Genomic DNA, 16522 nt, shown 5'->3' with positions numbered 1-16522 from the left:
CGAGGGATGAGTCGCAGCACCATCACTCGTAGAACTGCGTCGGGGCAGCTGATTCGAGTGTTGCCCGGAATCTATGCGACGGACAAGCCGGACTACCTCGATCTGTGCACGGCGGTAACGCTGTGGAAGCCGGGCGCAGTACTCAGTCATCTGACTGCGGCCTGGGCGTGGGGATTGCTGGAGGAAGAGCCGCCCACCGTCGCGGCGACGGTGCTGCCGTCGACCCGGCAGCGCGCACCGGAGTGGGTGAAGATCCATCGCCGACGCCTCCCCGAATCGGCTGTGTGCCAGGGGCTTCCGGTGGTGACGCTGGCCCAGGTGTTCGTCGACGTCGCGGCGATTTTGACCGGTGCGGAATTGGAGCGGTTCTTCGACACGGCCATCGCGCGGCCGGAGTTGCGCCGTCGCATCGCGTCGACGTGTGAGAAGTCCCGCGGAATGGCCGGGATGAAGACCGTCCGAAGACAACTGCGCCTCTGTTGCCTCCAGACCCGATCCGAGGCCGAGCGCGTGGTGGCACGGGCTCTGTCTGCACACAACTTCTTCATGGAGATCAATGCCCGGGTGGGACCCTACTTCGGTGACCTCGTCGACTTCAGGGCGCGGGTGATCGTGGAGATCGACGGGCGTGAATTTCACACCTCGAGCCAGGCATTCGACAGCGATCGCAGACGACAGAACGTTTTTGTGCTGGAGGGCTGGTTGGTGTTGCGCTACTCGGCGGTGCAGGCGCTGGGTGATACGCGACGCGTGGTCGACGAAATCATCGAGGTGGTCAGGCGTCGTCGACGGTCGATCGATGCGGACGGTCGTACGTTGCCGAGGACCTGAAGGTTCGTCGATCGTCCATTGCATGCGGGATCCCGCCGATGGGCGTCGATAGTGAACAACGAGATCCGCGATCAGAGGCGGCCCTCATGGATTGCCAGGATGACCAGAACGACCACAGCAATCGTGAGGATTGCTAAGAGCGCCACGTACATTGGATGTGTCGAGCCTGGCGGTCGAACCCCGTTCGGACCCCTCATCTGGAGCATGTCACAGACTGTAGGCCACCTTCTCGGATTGTGCACAGGATGAGTGGTACAAAACCGCCGCCTCGAATTGATTCGCACACGTGTTCGATCAAGCGTAGTGTTGCGGTCGGTGGAGCTGGGAGGGAAGCCCGGCTCCGCCGCCCAATCTGTGCACAGCTCCCGTGAAGTGGACGGTGATCCGATGGACGACGTAATGCGCAAAGCGAAGGAACTCGAGGCGGTGGTCATCGAGCTCGAGGCGTTGGATCATCGGCGCGTCGGACTGGGGGATCGGCTGGTGGATCTCGAGCACTTCTTCCGGAGAGCCGGGTGCCCCGAACTGTCCCAGCAAGCGCTCGACGCGTTTGTGGTCACGTACGCGGGCCGGGTGCTCGAGTTGGCCGACGGTATGCGCGGTTAGCCCCTGCGTCGGGAAGTTCACGACTTCGCAGACCAGGTGGTTTCGTCTGTGGTTGACTTGTCGATCCAGGTCGGGATACGAGGAAAGCCGCTCTTCACAGTGAACAGTCTTCGTCAATGGTGGTCGCTCCCGGTCGACTACGGGTGGAACGTCGCGTACGCGCGGTCGCAACGCGCACTGTCCATCACCAGAGTTCTCATCGGACTCTTCTGCTGGCTGTACGGCACCGCCGCCGCGATCGCCCTGACCATTCCGGGGCTCGGAGACAGCACTCTCGGTCGTTGGGCCCTGTGGTTCACCGTGATCACGACATTTCCGGTGGGTTCGGCCTGGTTGATCGGCGGCTGGCCGAGATGGCAGATGTCGATCGCATTCGTGCTGTACGCCGATATCGTGCTCGCCGCGGTTCTGCTGAGCGTGGACGGGCCGTCGGAGATGCTGCCCATGGCGGCTTTGTTCACCGTCATGGGCAGCTACGTCGTGGGATTTCACGGACCGAAACTGTTCACCGCACATCACGTGTTCGCGCTGGTGACTACGGCCGCACTGTACGTCTCTGCCCTGGTGGACGGCCCGGAGCAGCGTCTGCAGACCAACCTCTACCTGATCATGCTGATCCTGGTGATGTTCTCGGCCCCTCTGATCTGCCACTCGTTCCTCATGCTGCTGCGCCGCGACGCCACCGGCGCGTTCTACGACCCCCTCACTGGGATGCGGAACCGGCGGGGATTCGATGCGGCGATCGGAAACCTGGAGTTTCGATCCGGTTCGGACGCGTCGGTTACCGCAGTGGTGATCGACATCGACAATTTCAAAGCAGTCAACGACAGGTACGGGCACGAGCACGGAGATTCCGTCATACGAACGACCGCGACCCGAATTCTCGAGGCCTTCCCCGCGCCTGCGATCACCGTTCGGCTCGGCGGCGAAGAGTTCGCGGTCGTCTGCGTGGACGACCGCGATTCGGTGATCGAACGATCCGAATTACTGCGAATCCGACTGTGTGACAAGACGGATCGATCTCCGCTGACCGCTTCGTTGGGCGTCGCGGAGGCGGTTGTCGAGGCGCGGAACATCGAGGCCGACATCAACGATCTGCTGAGCCGTGCCGATAAGGCGATGTACCAGGCGAAAAGGCTGGGCGGCGATCGCGTCGCGCTGTACGTGGACGATTCACTCCCGAGTGGAGCCGTGGGCGAACGGCAGTGACGGCGCCGACCGATTCCGAATCCGGAACCGATCGACGCCGCGAGTGTCTGCTGTTACTTCTAGCGGGCAACCTCGGCTGCGATCGCGGACTGCGTGCCGACGTCGAAGACCGGGTTGGTCAGGTGCACGTCGAGGGTGTTGCCGGGGCCGGCGATGATGGCGTTGAGCACCGAGGTGAACGCGCCACAGTTCTGGAACTGCGGAATCGTGTAGGTGCCCTTGACATGTGAGTCGGTCTGGTTGTTCTGGATCAGATCGATGGCATCGAGAGAACCGGTGAGGTTGGCGGTGGTCTCGGCGGTGACGCAATTGGCACCCGCGGGGATCAGATCGAGCGAGGCCGACCCTGCCGATCCGGTGTCGATACCCAGCGGCTTCACCGAATCGATTCGGATCTTGAAGCTCTGCTGAACATCGAGATCCAAGGTGGGTGCCTCGGCGGGTCCGCCCTGGACGAGGGTGCCGGACACTGGGGTCGCGTCGACGATGGAGATGGTGAACTTCGCCAGCGTTGCAGGGCCGAGTTTGAGGTTGGCGGATGCTTGCGGGAGGGCGAGCGAGCCGGTGACGGTGGCGCCGACCAGGTCGACGTCGGTGACCAGATCGGTGGTCGGGAACACCACCGGCTGACCGGTCTTGGCGATGACCGTCGTCGTGTCTGCCTGGAAGGTGATGGGAAGCGTATCGGCGGCGTTGGCCGGGGCGGCCACCATCGTTGCCAGTGCGACGGACGATGCCAATGCCGCCATGGTGACGACAGACTTGTTGCGGATCTTCACGTGGTTTCCTTCGAGTGATGGGTTATTCGGACGAGGTCGAGCGTCAGGACAGGGTGAAGGCCGGATTCGGCTGGACCGACAGGCTGTTGACCGTGCAGTTACCGGACATCGGCTGGTTGGTCGACGTCAGCGTGTTGGTCATGTTGTCGAACGAACCGGCCAGGGTTGCCGGTCCGCAGTTGTACCCGACCAGCGAGAAGCCCACGTTGGACACTTCGCCGGTGGTGGCGCTGGTGGGGGTGAGGGTCCAGGGCAGGTTCTTGAGCTGCGGCAGGTTGCACAGGCGATTGGAACCGCTGATCTGGGCGTCGGTGATCGATGCCGAGGAGCCGTCGGCGCTGGTGGTACCGATGAGGTTGATGGAGCAACTCACCGGAACTCCGAACGAGGCCGGGGTGCTCACGACGATGGTTCCGGGGGCGGTGAAGGCGGTGCCGGCAGGCGAGATCGTTGCGGCACCGGCGCTGGCGGCACCGACCGTCGCGCCGGTGATGGCAACGGCGGCGAGTACGGCGGCGAGTGTACGAGAGCGGGTCGGCGGGTTGAGCGTCATCGATCGATCCTCCAAGTCCGAAAAGCGGCTCCGGAGCCCTCTCGGGGCAGCCGGTGGCACCGGAGCTCCGGTAGCCAGGAGGGACGTTAGGGCGACGAAACGTATGTCGGAATTGTTTCATTTCAACTCTGTGACAAGTCACAATACGGTCGGTACGTTTGTTGTACGCCATAGTAATGAAACTGGGTTCGAACTTCGAAAGTCCACTCCGTCATGGGTTTTCGGCCCGGTTTCTCGTCGTCGACGAGTCCGAGGAGGCATGACCGCCGGGCAAGGTGCCCGTTATCGGAACGTTATTCAAAGTTACCCAAACGAGATAGTTGCGACGTCGTCCACGACACCTCCGTCGTCCACGATCGTGAGAGCGAAAAGAAACTGACGAAAGTCAGGTTTGAAACACGGATCCACCCCCGCCGGACGGGGGTCGATTTTTCGTGTCAAACTGTGGTGTGACGTTCGCGCTGGCCGAAGCAGGATCCGCAGTCGACACGGACACGGGAGAGTTGACGGTGCAGCCGTATTTCGCCCCGGTCTGTCGGCTGGACAACGGCGCGCTCGCAGCGATCGAAGTGCAGCTGCGTGGTCCCGAGAACGGTCCACTTGCCTCCGCCGACGCACTCAAGCGTGCGGCCAGGGCCATGGACGCCAAGCGTGAGCTCGACGCCCTGGCCTGGGGGGTCGCTCGACTCGAGCAGTCGGTGCGACTGCCGATGCTCGTCTCGATGGACGTCGATTCGCTCGCCGCCATCGACTCCGCCACCGAAGAGCAACTCCGCCGCGACATCGTCGTCGTTACCGAGGCGGCGCTCGTGGACAGCCCGGCTCGTACTCTCGCGGCGATCGACAAGGCCCGGCGCGACGGCAAGGTGGTCGCCGTCGACGATGTCGGTCGTCGGCCACAGTCGATGACGCTCCTGCCGCTCATCGAACCGGATGTGATCATCCTCGCGGGAACGATGGTGTCCACCCGTCCCGACCTGTCCACCGCGCGAACCGCCCACGCCGTGTCTGCTCAGGTGGAACGAACGGGAGCGGTTGTCGTCGCCAGCGGCGTCGACACGGCGCTGCATCGGAGCCGTGCGCTCGGACTCGGTGCGACGTACGGGGTGGGCGAGCTGTACCCGGCCGCGCAGTCGACAGAAGAGCTTCCGGCCGACGCCGCCGAGGTTATGCCTCCGTTCCCGACGTGGAGCACTCCGGCAACAGCGTTGGAATCGCCGTACGCCATCGCATCCGCAGGCAAGATCGCGACGCGAAGTACCAAGCGGTTACTGGTCGCGATGAGCACGTCGCTCGAGATGCAGGCTGCATCTGCGGGACCGGAAACGTTGGTACTGGGCACTTTTCAGAGGGCCGAACACTTCACTCCCACCAGCCGTGCACGCTGGGTGTCGATGGCCGAGCAGATCTCGTATGCCGGCGTCTACGGGGTGGGGATGGGATACGTGCAAGAGGGCGGCATCGTGCATGCACCTCTCGATCCGACGGACTCGCTCGTCGAGGAGTGGAACGTGGTGGTGCTCGGGCCACACTTCTGCGGAGTGCTCGCTGCAATCGACCTGCACCGTGGTGAGGCCGACGCGGACCGTGAATTCGACTACGTGATGTCGTACGACCGAGCGACCGTAGTTCGTTGTGCGCGTGCGATTCTCGCGCGTTTCTGACATACCTGTGATGGCGGTGCCGGAAGGGATGTTTCGGGCAGCCACGGCAGGGCATACCGGTCAGCAGGTGATGAAGTGGTCCGGACTGCAGCATTGCTCAGGCCCCGTACGTTGAAAAAGCAGCGTACGGGGTCGACTCAGCTATGGCCGTTCGGTCGAGGCCCTGTCCACCAACTCCTGCGCGATATCGCGAAGCTTGCGATTGCTGTCCTGCGACTTGTCGACCAGCATCGAAAATGCCGCATCGGCAGAAATGCGATGTATTGCCATCAACATTCCCTTCGCCTGTTCTATCGGTGCTCGCTGCGAGAGTGCCCTCTGAACATCGTCCGGCAGCCCGAAGTGGGTTACGTGCGCTGCGGTCATGGAAGCATTGTTGCGCAACTTGTTCCGACGCAGGTCAGGCACGATAAGACACACCGAATTCGCGTCGAACAGAGCTGTTGGCGTTACCTGATTCGTAGCTTTTCGTGACCGCAGTGTTATCGAACGACTGCGTGATCAGGCGGCAGGGTTGGACAGCGGTCGTCCGATCAAGAACTCGAGAGTGCGGTACGCGTCGGTCCGGCGACCGTTGCTCGCATTGTCGTGGTACGCGGCACCGGCGACGACAACGCCGACCGGAATGCGACCCGACTCGATATCGCGCGCCGTTTGCTCCGCGCAGTTACGCAACACCGGGCAATCGGCGCACAGTCGCCATGCCTTTTCTGCGCGTTTGCGTCCATGGCGGGGAAGTTGCTGCGAGTCGTAGGCATCCATGTCGTCGATGCACGCACCCTTGAGGCGCCAGACCTGGTCATCTGTCATCGTCGTGATCCGTTTCGCGTCGTGCCGATCGTTCCATGACCCGCATTCCCCACCACGGGTAACTCGAAACAACCGAATGCCTTGCGCCGCCGCGGACCGTAGGAGTCAGACTGCGCGACGGGCCGATACCCGCGCGGCTGCGCCCGCCGCCGCGATGGTCACCAGGGCTCCGAGCACGATGGCCGGGCCCTCACCGGGAGCCAGGACGCCACTTTCCGCGCCGAGCGTCACTGCCGAAACCGGAACGCCGAGTTGGGCTGCCGCGAGTATCCCGAGTCCGGCAGGTTGGCCGGTCAGGCGCATGGCAACGTGCACCGCCACGGCTCCGCCTCCCAATACGAGCCCCAGCACGATCATGCCCGGATGACTGCCCAGGGCACGCAGATCGAGGGATGCTCCGAGCCAGACGAAATACATTGGCCCCAGGAAACCTTCGGTGATGGCGAACAGTTGTTTCGTCAGACGTCTCGGTTCTCCGATTGCAGCGACGGCCAGACCGAAACCGAAGCCGGCGAGCATCACCGAGGCGTGAGTGTGGACCGCAAGGGCCGCGAGGCCGAACAACAGAACCAGGTTGAGGCGCAATTCGAGCGCGAGCTTGCGCTGGGCGGAGACGTGGTGGATTCGGCGGCGCAGTCCGGTGAGGTCGAAGTGGCGCAGGACAACGAAGATCAGGCCGGCAGCGGCGATGACCGCCGCCGATCCGAGCGCAGCGGGAACGGCACGCGGTGGATCGATCACGAGGGGCAGCGCGACGATGCAGACTGCGTCGGCAAGCGCGATCTGAGGCAGAAGGGACATCAGCCCGGGTGTGGCCGTCTTGCTGGACTCGACGATCGGCATGATGACCGCGGCCGAGGACGATGCCATCAGTACCGCGTAGAGACCAATGTGTGGTGGATCGAATGCGGCGGAGACGGCCCAGCCGAGCGCGGTGGCCAGCAGCCCGACGGCCACAGCCCGTGCAGCGCCTACCCGGAGGCCGACCCGTAGTCGCGGGTCACGAATGGGAACCTGACTGCCGGCCACGAACATGACGAGGGCAAACCCCACCTGCGCCAGGAAGCTCAGTGTCTGTTCACTCGGATCGAGGACGCCGAAGCCGGTGTGGCCGATGGCAATTCCGGCGACGAGTTCTCCGATGACGACGGGTATCCGAAGCCCGCGCGGCAGCGCCAGCAATGGGCCGAACAATCCCACTGCGGCACACAGGGCAAGGGTCTCGAAGGTCATGCGACCGCGCCGTAGGATCGCAATCCGCTGCTGCCGTCAACGTGGATCCTTCGAGTGCTGTTGGAACGGCGAATGATCGACGGCACTAGCACGAAGGATGATCGCGCGACCGAACGAAGCGTTGCCAGTCTTCGTCCCACTGCCGCATGCGCGAACGGTCGCCGGCCACGGTGGTGAGATGGACCAGACCACCGATGACGACTGCGCCGAGAAACCACACGAACACGGCTGTGGCAGTTCCGTTGACGACGGCACCGGCAGCAGAAGCGGGCGTATGCGCGAGGTTCCCGCGCGCATCGATCCACAGTGGCGTGGTGTCACCGATCGAGACGGGTGATTGCACCTGGGCCGAACCCGTGTGCGTAGTGCCGTCCGGTGCAGCCCATCGCACCGTCGCGGTACCGGTCGCATTCGTGGTGACGTAGTCGTCGGACTGGATCGGCTTCGGATAGTCGATGATTCGAGCATCGACCCGAAGATATTCTGCGCGTTGCTGTTGCGATCGGTGCGACAGGTCGCTGTAGGTCACCGAACCGACCGTCGCGGCGACGGGTACGAGCAACAGAAGCATCGAGACCCCGACGACGAACACCGTTCGTTCGATCCTGTCGGGCACTCGCATCAGTGGATTGGAGATCCATGGACTCCGTCGCCACCAACGGTGCACGTGTTCTGTGAACATGCCCGTCACCTACTCCCGCCGGTCGTGTGTTCGGCATCGACTACGAGTCTGCGCCGCCGTGCACTGATTGCGTAAGGGCACAAGGTCCCGATACGCCCAGGGCGGTGGACCGCGAATTGTTCGATCGGACGTTGGATCAGCTCAGAAATGCCGCGTCGATGACGACATAGGCGGCCACTGCAAAGACGAGGTAGGCGAACAGGCGTTGCAATCGCCCTGTGTCGAACCGAGTTCCGAGGTGTGCAGCCAGGAGTGAGCCGACGATCGCGGTACCTGCGAACGCGAGGGTGATGGACCAGTCGATGCTCGTGCCGCTCAGATGCGAGGCAAGACCGGCCACCGAGTTGGCGACGATGATGACCAGCGAGGTGCCGACCGCGACCGACATCTCGATACCGAGCATCAGCACCAGAACCGGGATGATGAGGAAGCCGCCGCCGACGCCGAACAGGCCGGTCATGAAGCCGACGGCCAGGCCCGCTGGAATCGAGCGTGGCGCACAGCGTCTCCAGTTGATGCTCGATCCCGTTGTCTTGCATGCAGTTCCGATATCTCCGCGCTCGGCGAGCATCCGGGCCCCGGCGGCAACCATCACCGCTGCGAAGCCGAGCAGCAGTATCCTCTCCGGCAGCAGTCGACCGACGGCGCTGCCGGCGAAGGTCGCCGGGATGCCGGTCGCGGCGAAGACGGCCGCCAGTCGCCATTCGACTCGGTTGACTCGCAGTTTCGGTATCACCCCCACGGCCGAGGCGGCACCGACGACGATCAGTGAGATGGGAATCGCTTCCTCCACTCCCAAACCCAAGGCGAACACCAACACCGGCACCGCAAGAATCGACCCGCCTCCGCCGAGAAGGCCCAGCAGAATTCCGATCGCCGCGCCGAACCCGAGCGCCAGAGCCACTGTCATCGTGCAATCACTTCGTTTCGTAGAGTCGCTGTCATACCCCAGGGGGTACTTGACATACCCTAGGGGGTATTGCACACTGTGTCTATCGCCCCGTGAATCGCGCCTGGCGACAGCAAGATGGAGGAAACCGTGATCCTCGAGCAGTACTACCTCGAATGTCTTTCCCATGCTTCGTATCTGATCGGTGACGAGACCACCGGACGTGCGATCGTCGTGGACCCGCGTCGCGACATCGCCGAGTACCTGGACGATGCGGCGAAGTACGGACTCGTGATCGAAGGCGTCGTCAATACCCACTTCCACGCCGACTTCGTCTCGGGTCACCTCGAGCTGGTCGATGCGACCGGTGCGTGGATCGGCTTCGGTGAATCCGCCGAGACCGACTACCCGATCCGGCGACTGCGCGACGGGGAGCGGTTGTCCCTGGGTGAAGTCGAACTCGAAATCCTCTCGACGCCCGGTCACACCTGGGAGTCGATCTCGGTGCTGGTTCGGGAGCGCCCCGGTGCCACACCCACCGCGGTCCTGACCGGTGATTCCCTCTTCATCGGAGATGTCGGACGTCCGGACTTGGTCAATCTCGGGGATGGCTCCACCACCGACCTCGCCCGCGCGATGTATTCGACGATCCACGAGAAGCTGCTGACGCTGCCCGACGAAGTCGTCGTCATGCCCGCCCACGGAGCCGGCTCGTCCTGCGGCAAGAACCTGTCCACCGAGCTGACCTCCACCATCGGTGAACAGCGCGTCAGCAACCCGTCGGTGCAGCCGATGACCGAGGGTGCCTTCGTTGCGCTCGTCACCGACGGTCAACCGGCGGCGCCCTCCTATTTCTCCGCCGACGCCGCGATGAACAAACGAGTCCACCCACTGCTCTCACGAAGCCGCATGATCCCCGCTCTGACGCCCGACCAGGTTCGAGACGAGCTGGCTGCGGGAACCCGAGTGCTCGACGCGCGCAGTGTGGACGACTTCGCGGCCGGTCACCTCCGTGGGTCGGTGAACGTGGGGTTCGACGGCCGCTTCGCCGAAACCGGAGGCATGGTCGCGGAGATCGGCGGGCGCATCGTGCTCATCGCGTATCCGGGTGACGAGCAGGAGGCCGCAGTGCGCTTGGCCAGAATCGGATCGGACAACGTGATCGGATATCTGGGAGTCGATAGGGACGGAGCATTTGCTGCGGGGCTGACCGAGCTGGTCGAGACCGCGCCCCGTACCACCGTCGAGCAACTGGACGCGATGCTCGCAGCGGGTGAGGTGACGCTCGTCGACATTCGTAACCCCGGTGAACGCGATCTCGGCACGATACCGGGAGCGATCCCGATCCCGCTGGCCCAGTTGAGGACTCGGCTCGATCAAGTTCCTACCGGTAAGTCCGTCGTGGTGCACTGTGCCGGCGGATGGCGCTCGAGTGTGGCGGCGTCACTGCTTCGAGCGCAGGGATTCGATGACGTTTCGGATCTGCTGGGCGGGTACAACGCCTGGGCGGACGCCCACGTTCCGGCCTGAAACACGACAGACCAGTAGAGGAGAAATTCATGTGTTATCCCGTTACCTGCACGAAGTGCCGCAAGACCGGATGGGGTGGTTGCGGTCGACATGTCGACACCGTCATGCGATCGGTGCCAACATCCGACCGCTGCACCTGCCGTGAGAACGCGACGCCGCCTCGCGAGGAACGTCGAACTGTGCGGTCGTTCTTTCGTCGCTGAATCGTGAAGTGGAGGGAAGTCCTCGAGGCGGCGGACCTTGTGCCCTACTCCATGGGTTGCCCCGCGGCCACGCTGAACAGATGATGCCCACAACTCGAGTACTCACCGCGCGGAATCGACGATGGCCTTGGTTGGGGGCTGTCTGTGCCGGTATATCCATCAACGCATTCGGTGGCGCGATCGGATTGGCCTCGGGAGCAATCGAGCTGAGCGCCGACGCCCAAGCGCGACTGCCGATGTCGAGTACGGCCCTCGCCGGGCTCGCCTTGGTTCTGGTTGTCGGTGTGCCCATGGGAGTGGCAGCGGCCTCGGCACTGACCGGCGGCGGGAAGTCCGGCCCTATCGCCCACATCGCCGGGGTGCTGCTCGTTGCCTGGATCGTTGTTCAGCCCGCAGTGATCGGCGAAACGAGTTGGCTACAAGGATTCTTCGGCGTGCTGGGAGTTCTCGTTGCTCTTCGGGGGTGGCGATTGACCGTTCTGATGAGCCGTGTCGAGTCCGGCAGCCTCTGATGAGAATACTGGTGTCGACCGCAGGCCGTCACGGAGCGACCGAATCGATCGGGAGGGAAATGGCACGGGTATTCGAGCACGGGTGTGCCGATGTGGACGTGTGTGCTCCGGACTCCGTCGTCGATATCAGCCGATACGATGCGCTGGTCATCGGCAGCTCCGTCTACTCCGGTCGCTGGACCCAGGCCGTCAACGAACTGGTCGCGAGGGTATCGAGGGCGACGCATCCCCCTGTGTGGCCGTTCTCGTGTGGACCGCTGCATTCGAGCGACAGACCGGTCAACGACACCTCTGATGCCGCCCACGCGGTATCGGTGTTGGATGCGTCCGCGCACCGAAGTTTTCCCGGAAAGCTCGACGTGGAACAGCTGTCGGCAGGGGAGCGTCGGGTATTCGCGCACTCCGGTGCCGCCGCCGGGGATTTCCGCGACTGGGTGCTGGTGTGCGACTGGGCGCGAGAGATACTGGCCGGCCTCACGGGTGGGAGACCACGTTCGTGACCTGAGGTGTGGTTCCTGTGCCGGAGCGATGTGCCGAGGGGCAGACGTGCGTATGTATTTCCTCCGCCAACCGAGCCACCGATTCGGTCAGAACGGTATTGGCCTCGATCATGTCCTGCAGCAGCGTCGTGTTCGAAAGTGTGTGTACCGCAACCTCGCTGCTCACCGAGTCCGCGCGCTTTGCCGAGATCAGCAGAATTGCGCCCTGAAGTCCGGCGATCATCGACAGAAACAGATTGAGCAGGATGAACGGATACGGGTCGAATCCGTCGTTCTGGTTGTATGCCGCCCACAGCGCCATCACACTCAGAAACAGAAACACGAACGGCCAGGAGCCCATTCCGTTTCGGACGTAATCGGCCGCGCGCTCGCCGATGGTCAGTGCATCACCGGTACGGACGCCCGGGTGTTTTCTCCACAGGTTCATCGCTCGCAGGTCTCCGAAACAGAGGGTGCAGAAGTGTCCATGGTGCCGAGTATGGCCCCTGGTCGCCGGCGTCACGAGGGCCGAAAGACCATGACTGCAGTGCCTTTTGCCTACGCACCCGCAATCTCGGGAGACGTCCCGACCGGGCGGTGACTTCCGGCCCTACATGCCGGTTGCGGCAGCGCCCACCATCGACAGTGTGCATAGCTCGATGGTCGAGAACGGCATCGGTTTCGAAAATTGGAGGAAATCCACGATGAAAGCAGCTGTTGTCACAGAGTTCGGCGGACCCCTGGTCGTCAAGGACATCCCGATACCGGAACCCGCCCCCGAGCAGGTGCTGGTGAAGATGGAGACGTGCGGCGTATGTCACACCGATATCCATGCTGCGCAGGGTGATTGGCCGGCCAAGCCGACACTCCCGTTCGTGCCCGGACACGAAGGTATCGGAGTGATCGAGGCCGTCGGATCGCAGGTGTCCAAAGACCGAATCGGTGAGCGGGTCGCCATCGCATGGCTCGGTTCGGCGTGCGGCGAGTGCGATCACTGCGTGTCGGGTTGGGAGACGCTGTGTGAGAAGCAGCAGAACAGTGGCTACTCGATCGACGGTGCGTATGCCGAATACGCTGTGGCGCATGCGAAATATGTCGTCCGCGTTCCCGATGGCATCTCCTCGTTCGACGCTGCTCCACTGACCTGTGCCGGGGTGACCACCTACAAGGCAGTCAAGGTCGGCGGCGTCACACCGGCCCAGCGCGTTGCCATCTTCGGCGTCGGTGGCCTCGGTCATCTGGCCGTGCAGTACGCCAGGATCGCAGGCGGATTCGTCACCGCGGTCGACATCGAGGACGAGAAGCTCGAACTCGCCCGAGAACTCGGCGCAGACCACACCGTCAACTCCTCGACGACCGATCCGGTCGAAGCCATTCGGGATCTCGGTGGTGCGGATGTCGCCATCGTCCTGGCGGTCATACCCAGCGTCTTCGATCAAGCCTTTCGATCACTACGTCGCGGCGGCCGACTGGTGTGCGTGTCGATGCCTGCCCACGGGGCGTTCACGGTCCCGATCTTCGAGACGGTGGTCGGCGGGATCTCGGTACTCGGTTCGATCGTAGGGACGAGGAAGGACCTGCGCGAGGTATTCGCATTGCACGAGGCCGGGCGAACAACGGTGTCGGCAGTATCGCGCAAACTCGACGAGGTCAACGACTGCTTCGAGGACCTGATGGCCGGACGCGTCACCGCACGTCAGGTCTTCGAGTTCTAGCACGTCCGACGTCCTGATTCACCACCGCGCGAGCGAGGTGAATCAGGCGATCGGCGTGCTCATCGATACGGGTCAGGCGGACCGCGGCGCAGTTGGCGTCAGTGCTCGGCAGATGGTGCCGGCCCACTCGTCGACCTCGGCGCGGGATCTGTCGTCCCCGTCGCCGGCGTTGATCATCCGCACCACGGCTCGCTCGAATCGTGACAGCGTCGAGCGATCCAGCTTTCCACCGAACACCTTGTGTTCGATCGCCCAGGGAGCTTTGCTCCCGTTGGAACTTTTCGCGGACGGGCTGCTGTCCCCGATCGGCCCACTGGAGAACAACCACACCGGCCTGGTCTCGAGCTCGGATTGCTCGCGGGCGACCAGTGATCGGGCGTCGCCCAGCCAGCGGCCCATGTAGACGCCGCTGCCGATGACCACTGCGTCGTACTCGGCGATGCTGTCCACATCGGCGGCGTCACGCACATCGACTGTCGCGGATGTGGCGGTGTCGGCCAGCCGCGCGGTCATCGCCGTACCCAGCCACTGCCCGAGTTCACGGGTGGAACCATGACGGCTTGCCGTCGCGATCAGCACGCGCATGATGTCTTCTGCTTTCTTTCGCGGGATTCGGCGTTCACTCTGCAATGGAGTTGTGCGGCCAGACGATCCACGGACTTACGGTACTGAGCGACGTCGATATCGCCACGTGCGTATCGGGCCGCGAACAGCTCCTCCAACGTGTCGGGGCCGGCCATGGAGTGCGCTCTCGCCCAGGCGGGAGTCCGAACACCTGACCGCAACACTGCGAAACACAGTGCTATGACAGCGAGAGCGAGTGTGAGGGGGAGTGTCATGCCGGGGGATCCTTCCGGTGATTGCACGTGAACGTCACTGACGATGACTCTGCCGGGTGGCCCCGCCGATGAACAGGGACTTAAGGCCCCTGAGGGCAGTCGAAGGTGGTCGGAGCGAACAGGCGTACGCGCGCCGGAGTGATCACGGCCGGGGGTTGCGCCGGTGCGCCGCATTCGCTGCAATGGTGCGCAGCATCTTTCTGCTCATGACGAATCCGACGGGTTCGACGAAGTAGCGGCCGAGCACCAGGCTGCTCTTCAACGATGCTGCGTGCGAGTACCTTCCGCGCTCGATAAGTCGGGTTCGGCCACCGGGCAAGGGGTGTAGATGGAACGACCACAGTGCACGGTCGGCCGAGCCGGATTCTGCGCCCAGCAGTACGAAACTGTTCGGTTCGTCGACCAGAGTCACCGTGAGAGGTGGTGATTTCGGATGCAGATTGACGGAGTCACCGACGGCCGGTGTCTGGAACCGAGGGTCGATCCCTGTCTTCGAAGTGATGTTGCAGCCGACCATGTTCTCCAGCCCGCGATAGCTGTAGATACGTGACGTCGGAATACGTTGTGTCTGAGCTAGATACAGCAAATACTTGTATGCCGACCGGCCCGGGTGAACTGCCTCGGAATCCAACAGGGTGCCGACCGTCAGCAGTGGGCGGTGCAGCTGCGCATACTCGACGCCGCCGATCGATGCAGTGCCACTGCTGGGGTGATCCAGGCCGACGATCAACCTCATCGTGGTGGACTTGCCTGATCCGTTGGGGCCCAGAAATCCTGTGACAGTGCCGGGTTCGACGACGAACGACAGGTCGTCGATGACGAGCTTGTCGCCGTAGAACTTGCTCAGTGCCCGCACTTCGATTTTTCCGGCCGATGTGGTTGTTGCCGTTGCTTTCATCATGTCCTCGGGTGTCGAGTGATCCAGGTGAAGTCAGAGGTAAGGTGCCCGTCCGGCGGACGACTGCCGACATCGGGGCTCGGTCACCCGGGGTCAGGATCGGCGCGCCCGCCGATCCGCGAGAGACGGCGAGCGGGCGATGGGACGACGGCGACCGGGCAACGAGCGTGCGCCAGGACCGATCGACTGGTCGAGCCGAGCATCATCTCTCCGTAGCCGCCGCGCCCGTGGCTGCCCATCACCACCAATTGCGCGCCCTGCGCGTGATCGAGGACCGCATGCACCGGACGATCCTTGGCTACCACGGTGTGCACCGACACCGATGGATGGCGGTGGGTGTTCGGCTCGAGTATCCGCGCCAGCTGGCCTGCGGCGGCGGGCCGATTGGCCGGCCAGTCCAACCCTCGAATCGGATAGCCGACCGAGAGATCCGCGTCGGACCAAGAGTGCACAGCGGTCAGCGGTACCGACCGAACATCGGCCTCTTCGAACGCCAGCGCCAGTGCTGCCGCGCTCGCCTCGGTTCCATCCACACCGACGACGACCGGAAGGGTCGCGTGATCGACGTTACCCGCTGACCAGCCGCGCACTACCGTGACCGGGCACCGAGCATGGGTGGTGAGGGCAAAGCCGATGGACCCGAGTGATCTCTGCTCGGTGCCGCCGAGGCCCCTGGTGGCAACCACGATCATGCGCGAGTTCTTCGACAGTTCGAGCAGGGTGGTCGCTGCCGAATCCTCGGCCGACACGGTGTCGACGGTGATCGCACCGTGTGTGGCACTGTCGCGGACCGCGAGCGCCGCTGCTTCGTCCAGGATTTCCCTGATCTCCGATCTCGACTGTTCGACAACGCTGTCGGGGAGAATGCCCACGCCGGTAAGCGCTCTGGGCAGCGAGATCGCCGATACGAGAAGCAGATCGGAACTATGGAATCGGGCGTAGGCAACAGCCCACCGCACGGCGTCCAAGGCTGCAGCTGAGCCGTCGACTCCGACGACAGTCGGGTGTGAACCCATCGGAGCGACCTCCTCGGTCGTGGTGTCGGACAGTTCCATCAGACGCCTCCCACCGGCCTGTGCACCGCAGGACA

General features: G+C 63.5%; 19 protein-coding genes. 8 read left to right on the top strand and 11 right to left on the bottom strand.

The window, feature by feature from the left end; translation table 11 throughout:
- Positions 1 to 6 precede the first annotated feature (6 nt).
- The 3 genes from BH93_RS23750 to BH93_RS23740 all read left to right on the top strand — a co-directional run bounded on the left by BH93_RS23750 (position 7) and on the right by BH93_RS23740 (position 2646).
- Positions 7 to 831 (top strand): DUF559 domain-containing protein, encoded by an 825-nt coding sequence (locus BH93_RS23750; protein ID WP_242459049.1) that lies wholly within the window; start codon positions 7 to 9, stop codon positions 829 to 831.
- A 315-nt stretch (positions 832 to 1146) separates the two neighbouring features.
- Complete coding sequence (locus BH93_RS23745; RefSeq protein WP_052064986.1) at positions 1147 to 1437, top strand: hypothetical protein; 291 nt, start codon at positions 1147 to 1149, stop codon at positions 1435 to 1437.
- A 99-nt stretch (positions 1438 to 1536) separates the two neighbouring features.
- Positions 1537 to 2646 (top strand): GGDEF domain-containing protein, encoded by a 1110-nt coding sequence (locus BH93_RS23740; protein WP_037172909.1) that lies wholly within the window; start codon positions 1537 to 1539, stop codon positions 2644 to 2646.
- Positions 2647 to 2705: 59 nt separating this feature from the next.
- Here BH93_RS23740 and BH93_RS23735 read toward each other — a convergent pair whose 3' ends face one another.
- Positions 2706 to 3425: a hypothetical protein gene (locus tag BH93_RS23735; RefSeq protein ID WP_037172907.1), complete on the bottom strand. Its 720-nt coding sequence runs from the start codon at positions 3423 to 3425 to the stop codon at positions 2706 to 2708.
- A gap of 43 nt (positions 3426 to 3468) precedes the next feature.
- Positions 3469 to 3978 carry an alkane oxidation protein activator PraA gene (praA, locus tag BH93_RS23730; protein WP_037172905.1) on the bottom strand — a complete coding sequence of 170 codons (510 nt, stop codon included), beginning with the start codon at positions 3976 to 3978 and terminating at the stop codon, positions 3469 to 3471.
- Between the two features lie 449 nt (positions 3979 to 4427).
- Between praA and BH93_RS23725 the strand changes: the two genes are divergently transcribed.
- Positions 4428 to 5642: an EAL domain-containing protein gene (locus BH93_RS23725; RefSeq protein WP_037172904.1), complete on the top strand. Its 1215-nt coding sequence runs from the start codon at positions 4428 to 4430 to the stop codon at positions 5640 to 5642.
- Between the two features lie 141 nt (positions 5643 to 5783).
- On the opposite strand, the gene BH93_RS23720 is transcribed toward BH93_RS23725, so the two are convergent.
- The 5 genes from BH93_RS23720 to BH93_RS23700 all read right to left on the bottom strand — a co-directional run bounded on the left by BH93_RS23720 (position 5784) and on the right by BH93_RS23700 (position 9277).
- Positions 5784 to 6008: an ANTAR domain-containing protein gene (locus tag BH93_RS23720; protein ID WP_080739015.1), complete on the bottom strand. Its 225-nt coding sequence runs from the start codon at positions 6006 to 6008 to the stop codon at positions 5784 to 5786.
- Positions 6009 to 6143: 135 nt separating this feature from the next.
- On the bottom strand, positions 6144 to 6452 hold the full coding sequence (locus BH93_RS23715; RefSeq protein WP_032405493.1) for a WhiB family transcriptional regulator: 309 nt from the start codon (positions 6450 to 6452) through the stop codon (positions 6144 to 6146).
- 105 nt (positions 6453 to 6557) lie between these two features.
- Positions 6558 to 7685 carry a cation:proton antiporter gene (locus tag BH93_RS23710; protein ID WP_037172902.1) on the bottom strand — a complete coding sequence of 376 codons (1128 nt, stop codon included), beginning with the start codon at positions 7683 to 7685 and terminating at the stop codon, positions 6558 to 6560.
- A gap of 85 nt (positions 7686 to 7770) precedes the next feature.
- Positions 7771 to 8367 (bottom strand): Rv1733c family protein, encoded by a 597-nt coding sequence (locus BH93_RS23705; RefSeq protein ID WP_155290908.1) that lies wholly within the window; start codon positions 8365 to 8367, stop codon positions 7771 to 7773.
- A gap of 136 nt (positions 8368 to 8503) precedes the next feature.
- Complete coding sequence (locus BH93_RS23700; protein ID WP_037172899.1) at positions 8504 to 9277, bottom strand: sulfite exporter TauE/SafE family protein; 774 nt, start codon at positions 9275 to 9277, stop codon at positions 8504 to 8506.
- 129 nt (positions 9278 to 9406) lie between these two features.
- Between BH93_RS23700 and BH93_RS23695 the strand changes: the two genes are divergently transcribed.
- The 3 genes from BH93_RS23695 to BH93_RS23685 all read left to right on the top strand — a co-directional run bounded on the left by BH93_RS23695 (position 9407) and on the right by BH93_RS23685 (position 12001).
- The gene (locus tag BH93_RS23695) at positions 9407 to 10786 is read left to right on the top strand and encodes an MBL fold metallo-hydrolase (RefSeq protein ID WP_037173435.1); all 1380 of its coding nucleotides are present in this window, start codon (positions 9407 to 9409) and stop codon (positions 10784 to 10786) included.
- A 283-nt stretch (positions 10787 to 11069) separates the two neighbouring features.
- The gene (locus BH93_RS23690) at positions 11070 to 11501 is read left to right on the top strand and encodes a hypothetical protein (protein ID WP_165712831.1); all 432 of its coding nucleotides are present in this window, start codon (positions 11070 to 11072) and stop codon (positions 11499 to 11501) included.
- Between the two features lie 59 nt (positions 11502 to 11560).
- A complete protein-coding gene (locus BH93_RS23685) occupies positions 11561 to 12001 on the top strand; it encodes a flavodoxin domain-containing protein (protein ID WP_242459048.1) in 441 nt (146 codons plus the stop codon).
- Here the strand turns inward: BH93_RS23685 and BH93_RS23680 are convergent.
- Positions 11976 to 12428 carry a DUF1003 domain-containing protein gene (locus BH93_RS23680; protein WP_037172895.1) on the bottom strand — a complete coding sequence of 151 codons (453 nt, stop codon included), beginning with the start codon at positions 12426 to 12428 and terminating at the stop codon, positions 11976 to 11978. The genes BH93_RS23685 and BH93_RS23680 overlap by 26 nt on opposite strands.
- A 256-nt stretch (positions 12429 to 12684) precedes the next feature.
- On the opposite strand from BH93_RS23680, the gene adhP reads away from it, so the two are divergent.
- Entirely contained in the window at positions 12685 to 13695 is a 1011-nt protein-coding gene (adhP, locus tag BH93_RS23675) for an alcohol dehydrogenase AdhP (RefSeq protein ID WP_037173432.1), read from the top strand.
- Between the two features lie 72 nt (positions 13696 to 13767).
- On the opposite strand, the gene BH93_RS23670 is transcribed toward adhP, so the two are convergent.
- The 3 genes from BH93_RS23670 to BH93_RS23660 all read right to left on the bottom strand — a co-directional run bounded on the left by BH93_RS23670 (position 13768) and on the right by BH93_RS23660 (position 16487).
- A complete protein-coding gene (locus BH93_RS23670) occupies positions 13768 to 14280 on the bottom strand; it encodes a flavodoxin domain-containing protein (protein ID WP_037172894.1) in 513 nt (170 codons plus the stop codon).
- Positions 14281 to 14676: 396 nt separating this feature from the next.
- Positions 14677 to 15435 (bottom strand): ATP-binding cassette domain-containing protein, encoded by a 759-nt coding sequence (locus tag BH93_RS23665; RefSeq protein ID WP_052064984.1) that lies wholly within the window; start codon positions 15433 to 15435, stop codon positions 14677 to 14679.
- 80 nt (positions 15436 to 15515) lie between these two features.
- Positions 15516 to 16487: a universal stress protein gene (locus tag BH93_RS23660; RefSeq protein ID WP_165712827.1), complete on the bottom strand. Its 972-nt coding sequence runs from the start codon at positions 16485 to 16487 to the stop codon at positions 15516 to 15518.
- Between the last annotated feature and the right edge of the window lie 35 nt (positions 16488 to 16522).

It is taken from the genome of Rhodococcoides fascians A25f, from assembly GCF_000760935.2.
Taxonomy (GTDB): Bacteria; Actinomycetota; Actinomycetes; order Mycobacteriales; family Mycobacteriaceae; genus Rhodococcoides.
Note: the sequence above shows the minus strand (reverse complement) of the source record. Positions and strands in the feature narration are given on the sequence as shown.

Coding starts and splice junctions, on each gene's coding strand:
- BH93_RS23705 (WP_155290908.1), bottom strand. CDS start 8,367: ATGTTCACAGAACACGTGCACCGTTGGTGGCGACGGAGTCCATGGATC.
- BH93_RS23700 (WP_037172899.1), bottom strand. CDS start 9,277: ATGACAGTGGCTCTGGCGCTCGGGTTCGGCGCGGCGATCGGAATTCTG.
- BH93_RS23680 (WP_037172895.1), bottom strand. CDS start 12,428: ATGAACCTGTGGAGAAAACACCCGGGCGTCCGTACCGGTGATGCACTG.
- BH93_RS23685 (WP_242459048.1), top strand. CDS start 11,561: ATGGCACGGGTATTCGAGCACGGGTGTGCCGATGTGGACGTGTGTGCT.
- BH93_RS23715 (WP_032405493.1), bottom strand. CDS start 6,452: ATGACAGATGACCAGGTCTGGCGCCTCAAGGGTGCGTGCATCGACGAC.
- BH93_RS23750 (WP_242459049.1), top strand. CDS start 7: ATGAGTCGCAGCACCATCACTCGTAGAACTGCGTCGGGGCAGCTGATT.
- BH93_RS23690 (WP_165712831.1), top strand. CDS start 11,070: ATGATGCCCACAACTCGAGTACTCACCGCGCGGAATCGACGATGGCCT.
- BH93_RS23710 (WP_037172902.1), bottom strand. CDS start 7,685: ATGACCTTCGAGACCCTTGCCCTGTGTGCCGCAGTGGGATTGTTCGGC.
- BH93_RS23670 (WP_037172894.1), bottom strand. CDS start 14,280: ATGCGCGTGCTGATCGCGACGGCAAGCCGTCATGGTTCCACCCGTGAA.
- adhP (WP_037173432.1), top strand. CDS start 12,685: ATGAAAGCAGCTGTTGTCACAGAGTTCGGCGGACCCCTGGTCGTCAAG.
- BH93_RS23665 (WP_052064984.1), bottom strand. CDS start 15,435: ATGATGAAAGCAACGGCAACAACCACATCGGCCGGAAAAATCGAAGTG.
- praA (WP_037172905.1), bottom strand. CDS start 3,978: ATGACGCTCAACCCGCCGACCCGCTCTCGTACACTCGCCGCCGTACTC.
- BH93_RS23660 (WP_165712827.1), bottom strand. CDS start 16,487: ATGGAACTGTCCGACACCACGACCGAGGAGGTCGCTCCGATGGGTTCA.
- BH93_RS23720 (WP_080739015.1), bottom strand. CDS start 6,008: ATGACCGCAGCGCACGTAACCCACTTCGGGCTGCCGGACGATGTTCAG.